General features: G+C 67.2%; 13 protein-coding genes. 5 read left to right on the top strand and 8 right to left on the bottom strand.

Going from position 1 to position 11,586, the window contains the following annotated elements; translation table 11 throughout:
* Window positions 1–10 precede the first annotated feature (10 nt).
* The gene (locus OU995_RS01310; RefSeq protein ID WP_267833547.1) at window positions 11–385 is read left to right on the top strand and encodes a hypothetical protein; all 375 of its coding nucleotides are present in this window, start codon (window positions 11–13) and stop codon (window positions 383–385) included.
* Entirely contained in the window at window positions 382–1,257 is an 876-nt protein-coding gene (fdhD, locus tag OU995_RS01305) for a formate dehydrogenase accessory sulfurtransferase FdhD (protein ID WP_267833546.1), read from the top strand. Before OU995_RS01310 ends, fdhD begins: the two co-directional genes overlap by 4 nt.
* Window positions 1,258–1,286: 29 nt before the next feature.
* Here the strand turns inward: fdhD and OU995_RS01300 are convergent, their stop codons facing one another.
* From OU995_RS01300 to OU995_RS01285, 4 genes are all read right to left on the bottom strand, one after another.
* Window positions 1,287–1,982 carry a hypothetical protein gene (locus OU995_RS01300; protein WP_267833545.1) on the bottom strand — a complete coding sequence of 232 codons (696 nt, stop codon included), beginning with the start codon at window positions 1,980–1,982 and terminating at the stop codon, window positions 1,287–1,289.
* A gap of 335 nt (window positions 1,983–2,317) precedes the next feature.
* Window positions 2,318–3,646 carry a TRAP transporter large permease gene (locus OU995_RS01295; protein ID WP_267833544.1) on the bottom strand — a complete coding sequence of 443 codons (1,329 nt, stop codon included), beginning with the start codon at window positions 3,644–3,646 and terminating at the stop codon, window positions 2,318–2,320.
* Window positions 3,643–4,275 (bottom strand): TRAP transporter small permease, encoded by a 633-nt coding sequence (locus tag OU995_RS01290; RefSeq protein ID WP_267833543.1) that lies wholly within the window; start codon window positions 4,273–4,275, stop codon window positions 3,643–3,645. Before OU995_RS01290 ends, OU995_RS01295 begins: the two co-directional genes overlap by 4 nt.
* Before the next feature lie 39 nt (window positions 4,276–4,314).
* Window positions 4,315–5,334 (bottom strand): TRAP transporter substrate-binding protein, encoded by a 1,020-nt coding sequence (locus OU995_RS01285; RefSeq protein ID WP_267833542.1) that lies wholly within the window; start codon window positions 5,332–5,334, stop codon window positions 4,315–4,317.
* A gap of 195 nt (window positions 5,335–5,529) precedes the next feature.
* Here OU995_RS01285 and OU995_RS01280 point away from each other — a divergent pair, with 195 nt between their 5' ends.
* Window positions 5,530–7,488, top strand: coding sequence for a sensor histidine kinase (locus tag OU995_RS01280; RefSeq protein WP_267833541.1), 1,959 nt, complete (start codon window positions 5,530–5,532; stop codon window positions 7,486–7,488).
* On the top strand, window positions 7,485–8,105 hold the full coding sequence (locus OU995_RS01275; RefSeq protein WP_267833540.1) for a response regulator transcription factor: 621 nt from the start codon (window positions 7,485–7,487) through the stop codon (window positions 8,103–8,105). Before OU995_RS01280 ends, OU995_RS01275 begins: the two co-directional genes overlap by 4 nt.
* 194 nt (window positions 8,106–8,299) lie before the next feature.
* Here the strand turns inward: OU995_RS01275 and OU995_RS01270 are convergent, their stop codons facing one another.
* From OU995_RS01270 to OU995_RS01255, 4 genes are read right to left on the bottom strand one after another with little or no spacing between them, the layout of a single operon-like run.
* Window positions 8,300–9,394, bottom strand: a complete 1,095-nt coding sequence (locus OU995_RS01270; RefSeq protein WP_267833539.1) for a beta-ketoacyl-[acyl-carrier-protein] synthase family protein — start codon at window positions 9,392–9,394, stop codon at window positions 8,300–8,302.
* Entirely contained in the window at window positions 9,391–9,528 is a 138-nt protein-coding gene (locus OU995_RS01265) for a hypothetical protein (protein ID WP_267833538.1), read from the bottom strand. Before OU995_RS01265 ends, OU995_RS01270 begins: the two co-directional genes overlap by 4 nt.
* A 40-nt stretch (window positions 9,529–9,568) precedes the next feature.
* Entirely contained in the window at window positions 9,569–9,844 is a 276-nt protein-coding gene (locus OU995_RS01260; RefSeq protein ID WP_267833537.1) for an acyl carrier protein, read from the bottom strand.
* A complete protein-coding gene (locus OU995_RS01255; protein WP_267833536.1) occupies window positions 9,828–10,766 on the bottom strand; it encodes an alpha/beta hydrolase in 939 nt (312 codons plus the stop codon). The genes OU995_RS01260 and OU995_RS01255 overlap by 17 nt, the downstream gene beginning before the upstream one ends.
* A 134-nt stretch (window positions 10,767–10,900) precedes the next feature.
* On the opposite strand from OU995_RS01255, the gene OU995_RS01250 reads away from it, so the two are divergent.
* Complete coding sequence (locus tag OU995_RS01250) at window positions 10,901–11,581, top strand: response regulator transcription factor (protein ID WP_267833535.1); 681 nt, start codon at window positions 10,901–10,903, stop codon at window positions 11,579–11,581.
* The last annotated feature ends 5 nt before the right edge of the window (window positions 11,582–11,586 follow it).

Genomic DNA, 11,586 nt, shown 5'->3' with positions numbered 1-11,586 from the left:
GATGCCCGGCATGGATGCATCGACGCTTGTGTCCGGGACCGGGCCCTCTCCGGACGGGGAGGGACCTGCAGAAGGACCTGCAGAAGGACCTGCAGAAGGACCTGCTGAAGGACCTGCTTTCGAGGATCAGGCCCGGCTGGCCCTGCAGGCGCTGGCGGAACTCGACGGCGGCAAAGGCGTGTCGCTGCCGCGGCTGGCCAAACGCACTGGCCTGCGGGTGAGTGTGCTGCTGCGCCTCTTCACCCTGCTCAGCGATGCGCGTGTGGGCGACAGCGTCGGCCCCGGCTGGGTGCGGCTGGTGCTGGAAGAGGACGGCCGCTGGATGGCCAGCATGACAGCAGCCGGGCGAGGGGATCCCGAACAGTGGGATCATTCCACTCCATGAGCCGCAGCCCTTCCGTTCCGTCGGACGTTCCCCTCGCCGCCCTGGTGGCCTGTGACCTGGCCCCCATCGACGATGCCCCGCTGCCCGCCGCGCTGGTGGCGGTGCAACCCACGCGCCTGGGCGCTTCCGCCCGTGGGGATGAGGAATGGGTGGCCGAGGAGGTGCCCATTGCCTTGGAATACAACGGTCTGTCCCATGCCGTGATGCTGGCCACGCCGCTGGATCTGGAGGATTTTGCGCTGGGCTTTTCCCTCAGCGAAAACCTGATTGCCTCGCCCGCCGACCTGCTGGATGTGGAAGTCCAGACCCGTCCGCAGGGCGTGGCTTTGCAGCTGCGCGTGACCGCCCGCTGCGAACTGATGCTGAAAGAACGCCGCCGGACGCTGGCCGGCCGCACCGGCTGCGGTCTTTGCGGGACGGACAGCCTGGACCAGGTCTTCCGTCCCCCCACCCAGCCCTTGCCGCCGGTCCCGGTGGAGCGTGATCAGCTCGTCCCGGTGCTGTCCCGCGCCATGCGGGAACTCTCCGAGGCCCAGCCCTTGCAGCAGCGCACTGGCGGCATTCATGCCGCCGCATGGTGCAGTCCGCAGGGGCAGGTGCTGATGGTCCGAGAGGACGTGGGCCGCCACAACGCGCTGGACAAGCTGGTGGGTGCCCTGGCGCGTGCCCAGGTGGACACGTCCCAAGGCTTCGCGGCAGTGACGAGCCGCGCCAGTTTCGAGATGGTGCAGAAAGCGGCCGGCGCGGGCATTGGCCTGTTGGCAGCGGTCTCTGCGCCAACCCACCTGGCCATTCGTACCGCCCAGGCCTGCGGTCTGACTTTGGCGGGTTTTGTCCGTGAAGGACGCGCCACGCTCTACAGCGGCACCTGAGTCCCCGGGCGCAGCACGGGCAGCGGTCCTCAGAACTTGCAGCCCAGGCCGAGATGGGCCGAGACCTCCACCGTGGTGTCGCCGTTCTGGTTCTTCCCCAGCCGCGAGGGCAGACGGAAGCGGGTGGCGCATTCGGTGGCGTCCAGCCCCATGCTCCGCAGGAACTGCTTGGGCGCGTCCATGGCGACGCTGATGGCGTGATGGGCGCGCTTGGGCGGTGGCCCGATCACCGTAGGCTCCCTCGGCAACTCCACCACCTGGATGGTGGGCAAGGCGCTGAGTTTGCTGCGTTCCTCGGTGGCGGCCATTGCGCGCCAGTCCTGAGGGCGAAGGGGCAGCCGCATATTGAAGCGGGGACGGAGGCTGAGCCAGCTGGACACCGGCGAGGACGCGGCAGACGGCGCTGAAGCCGTGGCGAACGACGAGCCCGGCGTCGCGTTGCGACCGCCAGCCGCAGGGGCATCCGCTGCGGGGGCCACCGGCGAGGGAGGGCCGGAGGGCCCTGCCTGTGATGGCGCGACCGACGTCACCACGGAAGATGCCACCACGGACGACGCAACGGACGCTCCGACGGGCGACGCAACGGACGACGCAACGGACGACATACTGAGCAGCGCCAGCTGCGGCCCCACCGAGGTAACAGCGCCACCCATGCGGCCCGGCGCCGTGAAGCTGGAGTCCTGCTGAGGCGGTGCATCGCCGTCGCGCGGGGGCAGACTGTGCACGGCCCAAGCCGGTCCTGCGGCGGCACACAGCACCGCCAGACGCCAGCCACTCCTGCACCAATGCCGACAGCGAATGCCGCCCGGTGAGCGGCCTCGAACGCGCCATGCCCTGTTACCGCTGTCCTTGGCCATACGGCCTCCCGCCAAGTGTTGTGCACTCAGCGTGAACCCGCTGGCTGAAGGCGCGCTGAAGTCCCCCCGCGCCGGCCTAGGGGAATGTCCCAGGTTTGGGGGAAGCCCCTGAGAGGGGAATGAAAAAAAGCATGAAAAAGCTCATGAAAAGGGCATGAAAAAGGGCCGCATCAGCGGCCCTCGGGAAGCGAAGCGGCGGGGTCTCAGGTCACCAACCCCAGCAGCCTCGGCAATGCCAGGGACAGGCCCGGCCAGTAGGTCACCACCAGCAGGAAGCCCAGCATGGTCAGCAGCCAGGGCCAGACCGCCACGGTCAGCTCGGTGATCCCCATCTTGGTGATGCCGGACGCCACATACAGGTTGAGGCCGACCGGCGGGTGGCACAGGCCCACCTCCATGTTCACCGCCATCAGGATGCCCAGGTGCACCGGGTCCACGCCCAGCTTGGCCGCCACCGGGAACAGGATGGGCGCCATGATCAGCACGATGGCCGCCGGGTCCATGAAGTTGCCGGCCCCCAGCAGGATCAGATTGACCAGCAGCAGGAACACCACCAGGCCAAAGCCCTGGGCCGACATCCAGGCCGCCATCGTCTGAGGGATCTGTTCCGAGGCCATCAGGAAGCTGAACAGCACCGCATTGGTGATGATGTAGAGCAGCATGGAGCTCATGGCTGCCGCCTTCAGCAGCACCTTGGGCACATCCTTCAGCCCCATGTCCTTGTAGACGAAGACCGAGATGATGAAGGCATACACCGCCGCCACCGCCGCCGCTTCGGTCGGGGTGAACTTGCCGCTGTAAATGCCGCCGATCACCACCACGATCAGCATCAGGCCCCAGAAGCTCTCACGGAAGGCCTTGAAGCGCTCGCCCCAGCTGGCGCGGGCCATGCGCGGGTAGTCGAACTTCTTGGCGCGATACCAGGTGGTCACGCCCAGCAGCAGCGACAGCACCAGGCCCGGCACCACACCCGCCATGAACAGCTGGCCCACCGACGCGGTGCCCACCGTCTCGCCATTCGGCCCGGTGGCCGACATGCCGGCGGTGGCGATGGAGAACATCACCAGGTTGATCGACGGCGGGAACAGAATGCCCAAGGCTCCCGAGGTGGTCACCACCCCGGCCCCGAATTGCTTGGGATATCCCTGCTTGGTCATGGCTGGCAGGATGATGGAACCGACCGCCACCACCGTGGCCACCGACGAACCGGAAATGGCCGCGAACATCGCGCAGGCCAGCACACCGGCCAGGCCCAGGCCCCCATACCAATGCCCGATCATGGTCGTGGCGAAATGGATGATCCTTCGGGCCACCCCGCCATGGGTGAGGAAGTTGCCCGCCAGGATGAAGAAGGGCACCGCCATGATCTCGAACTTCTCGATGCCGGTGAACAGCTTCAGGGCCACCGATTCAATCGGCACCTGGGTCATCGTGAAGAGATAGGTCAGGACCGTCAGGCCCAGCGAGATCGAGATCGGCATGCCGGTGAGCATCAGCAACACCAGCAGCGAGAAGATGATGAGGGTGTTCATTGGCTGAGCTCCTCCTGGGCCAGGGCATTCGGCTTCGCCGGCGAGGGGGTGTCTTCGACGCCTTCCACATGGCCGTGGTCGGCATGCGGCACGTCACCGGTGCGGATGAAGTGCCAGCACACCTGCAGGAAACGGAAGCACATCAGGTAGCTGCCCACCGGCACGCAGGCATAGGCGATCCAGGTGGGGATCTCCATGTCCGGGGAAGTCGGCCCTTCCGGGATCTCTCCGGTGTCCATGCCGAAGGCGTGCAGGAAGGCGTAGTGAGCGCCGTTTTCCCACACGAAGGTGGCGCCCAGCGTGCCGATGGTGGCGGTGAAGACCGCACCCGCCAGCAGGCTGAAGATCACCAGGTATTTGGCATGTGCCGGCTTGAGCTTGCGCACCACCACATCCACACCCACGTGGGTGCCGGCCCGCACGCCGTAAGCCGCGCCGAACTTGGCCATCCACACAAACATGTAGATGCACAGTTCCTGCGCCCAGCTCACGTCGATACGGATCGCCCAGTCCTGCAGCACCGGCACGCCTGCGAGGAAGCGGTGCAGCACCGCCATCGCAATCACCAGCGTCGCCGCGCCCATGAGGAGACTGATCAGCCCCTCCTCCAATCGATCCAGCCATTTCATACGGTGTCCCCCGCGCCGGCGTTCATGTGTGAGTGGCGGTTATTGGGGCTTCACGAAGCCGGCAGCCTTGTAGGCGGCTTCGATGGTGCCCTTGCCCACGCGGCCTTCCATGTCCTTGTGCACGGACATCAGGGCCAGCTTCCACTCGTTCACTTCCGCCGGGGTCAGCGTGTAGATGGTGGTCTTGCCGCTGGCCCGGATCTTCTCCAGGGCCTGCTGGTTTTCGGTGGCGGCGATGGCGTTGGCGTAGACGGTGGCGTCCTTGACGCTGCTGTCCACCACCGCACGCAGATCGGCCGGCAGGCCGTCATAGAACTTCTTGTTGATGATCAGCGCATAAGCCAGATGGCCATGGTTGCTGAGCGTGGTGTGCTTCTGCACTTCGTAGGTCTTCTGGGTGTAGAAGTTGGACGGCACGCCTTCCGTGCCATCCACCACGCCGGATTGCAGCGCCTGATACAGCTCCGAGAAGGCCATCACCTGCGGGATGGCGCCCAGTGCGCGCATCTGGGCGTCCAGCACCTTGGAGCTCTGGATGCGCATCTTCAGGCCCTTGAAGTCCGCCACATGGTGCAGCGGCTTGTTGGCGCTCATGATGTGGAAGCCGTTGTCCCAGAAGGCCAGGCCCTTGATGCCCTTAGGCTCCAGCTTCTTGAACAGCTCCATGCCCAGGGTCTGGGTGGTGTTGCGGAAAGAGGCGTCGTCCTTGAACAGGAACGGCAGGTCAAAGACTTCGAATTCCTTCACACCCAGCGGGCCGAACTTGGCCAGGGACGGGGCCAGCATCTGCACCGAACCGAGCTGCAGCGCTTCCAGTTCTTCCTTGTCCTTGTAGAGCTGGCTGTTGGGGTAGACCTCCACCTTCAGGCGGCCCTTGCTGCGTTCTTCCACCAGCTCCTTGAAGCGCTGCGCGCCCTTGCCCTTGGGCGTGTCGGGGGCCACCACGTGGCTGAGCTTGATGACGATGGGGGCCTGGGCGAAGGCGCTCAGACCGATGGACAGGCCGGCCACCGCAACAGCGGCGGACAGCAACAGGCGGCGGGGAAGGGCAACGGACATGTCTGTCTCCTGGTGGACTTCTGATGTTGTGGTGTCAGGGGCGGGAGCGCGAGCGCGGAGCGTCCAGGCTCCCCCTGCCAGCGGCGGATTGTGAAAATCTGTGCCGCCGCCGCCCAGTTGTGGACTTCCACATCGGCCCGGCTTTCGGCGTACCAATCGCCCATGCGGCGGCGCGCGGGGACCTAGACTTTGGGCATGCGACTGTTCTTTCCCGGTTTCGAAGCGGTGCGGCGAGTCAGCTGGGCCCTGCCGCTGCTGCTGGCGCTGGCCTTTGCGGCCTCGGTGGCCGGCTGGCTGCGCCACAGCGATGCACGTGATCTGGAGGAAGAACGGCTGACCCTGATTGCGGACACACTCACCCTGGAAGCCCGCATCAGCGACTGGCTCAATGCCGAGCATGCGGTGGTGGACCGGCTGGCCCTGCAACTGCCGCGGGCGGTGGATGATTCCTCGCTGCTCAATCATCCGGCGGTGGCGGAAGGGCTGCGCCGGCTGTGGGTGGGCGTGACGGTGCTGGATGCCAACAACCGGGTGGTGGCCCATGTGCCGCATTTCACCCCGCAAGTGACCCCGCAACCGACCCCGCCGCGTGAGCGGACTGGCGTGAGCCTGGACGATGGAGGGGTGACCGCCCACTGGAGCGCGGATCGTCCCGGGGGCGGTCGGCTCATCGTGCGTTTTGCGCCGAACGTGCTGTTGCGTCAGACGCTGCCCTGGTGGCTGGCCCAGAAATACGATGTCCGGCTGGTGGATGCGCTGGGGCAACGTCTGGCCCAGACGGGCAACGAAGAGGTGCCGGTGGGCACGCAGAGTTATCGCATCAGCATGGATCCGGCCATGCGCGAGACCTGGCTGGAACTCAACACCCGCGATCGCCACGTGCCCTGGTGGACCACGCTGGCGGCGGCATTGATGGCGGTGTTCATCGTGCTGTCTGCCCTGGCCAGTGCCATGCTGCGGCGGCAGATGCAGGAGGTGCGTCGGGCGGAAGGCGAAGCGCGGACCGAAGCGGCGTGGCGCCGTGCGGTGGAGGACTCGCTGACGGTGGGCCTGCGGGGACGGGATCTGGAAGGCCGTGTGACCCATGTGAACCGGGCCTTCTGCGATCTGGTGGGCTATTCGCCCGAGGAACTGTTGGGCAGCCTGCCGCCCATGCCGTACTGGTTGCCGGACGATATGGAAGACAGCCTGCGCCGCCACCGCCGCAACATGGCGGGGGGCGCGCCGCGTGAAGGTTACGAAGCGCGCTGGCTGCGCAGTGATGGCCGAATCATTGAAGTGATGATTTTTGAAGCGCCGTTGGTGGATGCGGCCGGTCGGCAGATCGGCTGGATGGGGTCCATCGTGGACATCAGCGCCCGCAAGATGGCCGAGGAGCGGGAGCGCCGCCAGACCGAAGCCCTGGCGCATCAGGCGCGGCTCAGCACACTGGGCGAGGTGGCGTCGGCCCTGGCCCACCAGCTCAACCAGCCGCTGGCGGCGATCGCCGGCTACAACGCGGGGGCGCTGCGCATCCTGGAGCGCAGCGGCCCGCCGGACGACATGGTGATGGAGGCCTTGCGCCGGCTGGGGGAGCAGGCCGCCGAGGCAGGGCGCATCGTGCAGCGGATCCGGGCCTTCCTGACGCGGCGTGCGCCCCAGCCGGAGGTGTGCGCCGTGGCGGACATCGTGGCGCGGGTGCTGGTGCTGCTCAAGCGTGACCTGCGCGGGCTGCGGGTGGAGCAGGCTCTGCCGCCCGAGCTGCCGCCGGTGAATGCGGATGCGGTGCTGATCGAGCAGGTGCTCATCAACCTGATCCGCAATGCGGCCGATGAGTTGCAGGGGCGCCAGCAGCCGGCACCGCGCCCGCACATCCGCATCAGCGCGGCCCTGGTCGGCCAGCGCTTCATGCGGGTGGATGTGGACGACAACGGGCCGGGTCTGCAGGGGCGCGGCATCGAGCAGCTGACGACGGCGTTTTATTCCACCAAGCCGGAGGGCATGGGCATGGGGCTGGCGATCTGCCGCTCGGTGATTGAAGCGCACCATGGCGGCATGGAAGCCGGGACGGGGCCGCTGGGCGGCGCGCGTTTGAGCTTTACCCTGCCCCTGGCGGATGTACAAACCCAGGCGGTGGCGGATACCCCTGCGGCAGGACAGGAGAACACACCATGACCGATCTTTCTTCGACGGTGCATCTGGTCGATGACGAGGCCGCGGTGCGGGACGCGCTGGCGTTCCTGATGCGGTCGCACGGACTGAAGGTGTCCGCCCACGCCAGCGGCCCGGAGCTGCTGGCCGCGCTGGATGCCATGCCGGACCCGATGGGATGCATCGTGCTGGATGTGCGCATGGAGCCGCTGTCGGGGCTGCAGGTGCAGGACGAGTTGATGCGCCGGGGCGTCAAGCTTCCGGTGATCTTCCTGAGTGGGCATGGCGACATCCCGATGGCCGTGGATGCGATGCAGAAGGGCGCCATCGACTTTGTTGAGAAGCCGTTCAACGATCAGGCCCTGGTGAACAAGGTCCAGCGCGCCTTGGCGCTGGACACGCACCGGCACCGGGAAGCGGTGGCCCATGCGGATGCGGCTGGGCGCCTGGCCAGCCTCACAGATCGTGAGCGCGAGGTGGCGCTGCGGGTGGCGGCTGGCAAGCTGAACAAGCAGGTGGCCGATGAACTCGGCATTGCCATCCGGACGGTGGAAGTCCACCGGGCCCGCGCATTCACCAAACTCGGCCTGCGCTCCGCCGCAGAGCTGGCGACGCTGCTGGAGCGGTTTGAGCTGAAGTGAGGCCGGTCAGGAGGCCATGGGACGCGCGCACAGTTGCCCGAATCCGGAGTTCTCGCACACTGTGCCCGACGGCCTTCGCGTCACCCTTCTCGTAGGAATCGACGAGACGGTCGATCCGTGCGTTGATGGACCGTATGGCCCGCAAGTCTCGAAGACGGCTCAGCCAGCGGTCAAAGGTTCGCGTGGGGAGGACGTCAAGCTCGCTTGAGCACCAGCGACACGTTGCTGCCGCCAAAGGCGAAGGAGTTGGACACGATGGCGTGATCCGGTGCCAGCCCGCGTGGCGTACCTTCGATCAGGTCCGTGATCCCGCGCAGCTGGCACTGGCGCACATGGGCGCTCACCGGTAGACGCCCGCGGCGCAGGGCCTGGACGCAGGCCACCAGTTCCAGGGCGCCGCCCGCGCCGATGAGGTGGCCATGCAGCGCCTTGGTCGCGCTCACCGGCACCCCCCGGGGACCAAAGACCCGGGCCAGGCTCTCGGCTTCCACCGCATCGCCCACCTCGGTGGCCGTGCCATGGGCATTCACATACCCGATCTGGTCCGGGGTCAGCCCCGCATCGGCCAGTGCCGCGCGCAAGGCACGCTCCTGCCCGTCCGCATCCGGCCGGGAAAGATGCACCGCGTCCACGCTATGCCCATAACCGGCCAGCACGGCAAGCGCCGAGGCGCCGCGTGCGCGGGCGTGGGACGCTGTTTCCAGCACCAGCGCCGCCGCACCTTCGCCCAGCACCAGACCACGCCGCTGGTCGTCGAACGGGCGGCAGCTCTGCGACGGATCGTCCACCTCCGGCGGCGCCATCACGCCCATCGCCTGCCAGGCCGCCACCGACCCCGGATTCAGCATCGCCTCCGAGCCACCCGCCAGCACCAGATCCGCCCGGCCCTGACGCATCAGCAGCAGCGCCTCGCCCAGCGCCTGCGCCGACGACGCACAGGCATTCGACAGCGTCAGCATCGCCGCCCGCAGTTGATAACGCATCGACAGGTGGGACGCCGCCGAGTTGCTCATCACCCGCACCACCGTGTAGGGATGCACCCGCGGGGATTCCTTCGTCAGCACTTCCGTATAGGACTGCTGCAATGAGTTGGAGCCACCGAGCCCGGTGCCCCAGGCCACCGCCGCCCGGTCCGGCGCCATGGCCGTGGCCGGCAGATTGGCCTGCGTCCAGGCCTCGGCGGCTGCCTGCAAGCCCAACAGGCTGTGCCGGTCGTAGAGATTGCGCTGGGCCGGCGGCATCTCCTGCCCCAGCGGGGCCTCGATCGACGCCGCCGCGAAGGGCTTCACCCCCGGGCCGGATCGCCCGCGTGCAGCCGCACGCCGGAGCGCCCCGACTCCAGGGCGTCGGCCAGCGCCTGCGCATCCGGGCCGAGCGCACTGCAGGCGCCGATGCCGGTGATCCATATCTCTTCTCCGCTCATGGCCACGAGGTCCTGCTGAGGTGATTCAATGCGCCGACGGTCACGCCACGGCAGGCGTGCGGCCGGCGGGCATCTCTGGCTGGGCCGCGAGCAACACATCGACCAGATCCGCCAGGCCGGCCAGGGTCGGTGTCTTCATGGCGGTGTCGTGGTCGATCTGGATCAGATAGTGGTCTTCAACGGCGAACATGAAGTCCACCAGCATCAGCGAGTCCAGGCCGAGATCGGCGAAGGTGGCGTTGCTGTGGAGATCCGCGTCGGTCAGGCCGATTTCACGGCAGGCCAGTTGGCGCAGGGATTCAAGCGTGTTGCTCATGGAATGTCTCCTCGTGGGGGAAGGGGCGCGAGGCCGTTGGGTTGGAAAAGGGGGGATGGGACACCGCGTGGCCCTGGGGCGCTCCCAAGGGCACGCGGTTCAGCAGGAAATCGCGGGCCACGTTGGCCACAGCGCTGCGTTCGTTGTCCAGCGTCAGCATGTGATAGCTGTGATGGAACCAATGGATCTCGATCTCTTCGGCCGGGGTGCCCAGGCGGCTCTGCAATTCCTGCACCGAGCGGGGGCCGCTCACGTCGTCCTCGCTGGCATGCAGGATCAGCGTTGGCGCCTGCACCATGGGCAGGCCGCCGCGCACGAAGCGGATCAGGCGGCTGGCCTGGTAGAGCGCGGCGGCAGACAAGGTGTCAGCCCCCGCCGCCGACACGTGCTCCGACACCATGGCCTGTGCCACCCAGGCGCGCAGACGCTCGTTCTTGATGCCGTAGGGGGCGCGTTCACGGAAGTTCAGCCACTGGCGCAGCGGCGGCACAAAGGCCAGCGGCAGCAGGCGCCGCCATGGCGACACGTTCCATCCGTCGAAATGCAGCGAGGTGGACAGCAGCAGTTGGGCCGCCGCCTGCCGACGCAGCGACACGGCCAGCGCAAGGACCGAGCCCATCGACAGCCCGCCCACCACCACCCGTTCATGGCGCGCAGCAAGGTCGTCGAAGTGGCGTACCGCCAACGACAGCCAGTCCTCGAAACGGGTGACAGCGCCCCGATCTCGCTGATCGGGCGAGACACCATAGCCTGAGAGGGCCGGGGCATCGACCACATAACCGGCGGTGCGCAACGTGCGGGCCAGCGGCATCAGCTCCAGCGGATTGGCGCACAGGCCATGCAGCAGCAGGACGGCTGGACGTGGATCGCGTCGTGACTCTTGGGCGGGGGCCGCAGACGGGGTAGTGAATGAATCAACCATGTCCGGCAGTCTGGCGGCGGTCGCTGTTGCGTACTTGTCGCCAAGCTTGCAGAAAGCTGTCCCTGCCGTTGCCCTCAGGTTTCTGCAAGGAAGCCGGATGACGGCTGCAAGACACAGGCTTTATGCTTCTCCCCATGCGTATTCTGTTGGTCGAAGACGATGAATTCCTGGCCGAATCCACGGCGCGGGCACTGCGATCCCAGTCCTGGGTCGTGGATGTGACCGGCCGTGGAGAACCGGTTCCGCGGTCGCTGCGTGAGGACCGCTATGACTTGCTGATCCTGGACATCGGCCTCACCGGCATCGACGGTTTTGAAACGCTGCGCCGGGTGCGCGCTCAGGGCAGCACCGTGCCGGTGCTGCTGCTCACCGCCCGGGATGCGGTGGAAGACCGGGTGCGCGGCCTGGAGGGGGGGGCGGACGACTATCTGGTCAAGCCTTTTGCCCTGAGCGAGCTGATTGCCCGGGCCCGTGCTTTGGTGCGTCGCAGCCAGGCCCGTACCGGCAATGAGCTCAGCCTGGGGTCGCTGCGCATGGACCTGGAGGCCCGCCGGGCCTACGTGGCGGAAGAGCCGCTGGCCCTGTCCGCCCGCGAATGGGATGTGCTGGGCTTCCTGCTGGCCCGTGCCGGCAAGGTGGTGGCCAAGGAACAGATCGGCTCGGCCAGCAACGGCTGGGAGCAGGGCGTCAGCGACAATGCCATCGAGGTCTGCGTCTCCCGGCTGCGCGCCAAGATTGAACCGGCCGGCCTGCAATTGCGCACGGTCCGCGGCCTGGGCTATTTGCTGGAAGAAGGTCAGGCCGCCAAGCGTTGATCCTT

Source organism: Roseateles sp. SL47 (assembly GCF_026625885.1).
Taxonomy (GTDB): Bacteria; Pseudomonadota; Gammaproteobacteria; order Burkholderiales; family Burkholderiaceae_C; genus Roseateles.
The sequence above is the reverse complement of the archived record's forward strand: the minus strand, read 5'-3'. Positions and strand labels throughout refer to the sequence as shown.

Bases quoted from the DNA above. Each gene is read 5' to 3' on its own strand.
- OU995_RS01265 (WP_267833538.1), bottom strand. From the start codon at position 9,528: ATGAGCGGAGAAGAGATATGGATCACCGGCATCGGCGCCTGCAGTGCG.
- OU995_RS01310 (WP_267833547.1), top strand. From the start codon at position 11: ATGGATGCATCGACGCTTGTGTCCGGGACCGGGCCCTCTCCGGACGGG.
- OU995_RS01255 (WP_267833536.1), bottom strand. From the start codon at position 10,766: ATGGTTGATTCATTCACTACCCCGTCTGCGGCCCCCGCCCAAGAGTCA.
- OU995_RS01280 (WP_267833541.1), top strand. From the start codon at position 5,530: ATGCGACTGTTCTTTCCCGGTTTCGAAGCGGTGCGGCGAGTCAGCTGG.
- OU995_RS01275 (WP_267833540.1), top strand. From the start codon at position 7,485: ATGACCGATCTTTCTTCGACGGTGCATCTGGTCGATGACGAGGCCGCG.
- OU995_RS01250 (WP_267833535.1), top strand. From the start codon at position 10,901: ATGCGTATTCTGTTGGTCGAAGACGATGAATTCCTGGCCGAATCCACG.
- OU995_RS01295 (WP_267833544.1), bottom strand. From the start codon at position 3,646: ATGAACACCCTCATCATCTTCTCGCTGCTGGTGTTGCTGATGCTCACC.
- OU995_RS01260 (WP_267833537.1), bottom strand. From the start codon at position 9,844: ATGAGCAACACGCTTGAATCCCTGCGCCAACTGGCCTGCCGTGAAATC.
- OU995_RS01285 (WP_267833542.1), bottom strand. From the start codon at position 5,334: ATGTCCGTTGCCCTTCCCCGCCGCCTGTTGCTGTCCGCCGCTGTTGCG.
- fdhD (WP_267833546.1), top strand. From the start codon at position 382: ATGAGCCGCAGCCCTTCCGTTCCGTCGGACGTTCCCCTCGCCGCCCTG.
- OU995_RS01290 (WP_267833543.1), bottom strand. From the start codon at position 4,275: ATGAAATGGCTGGATCGATTGGAGGAGGGGCTGATCAGTCTCCTCATG.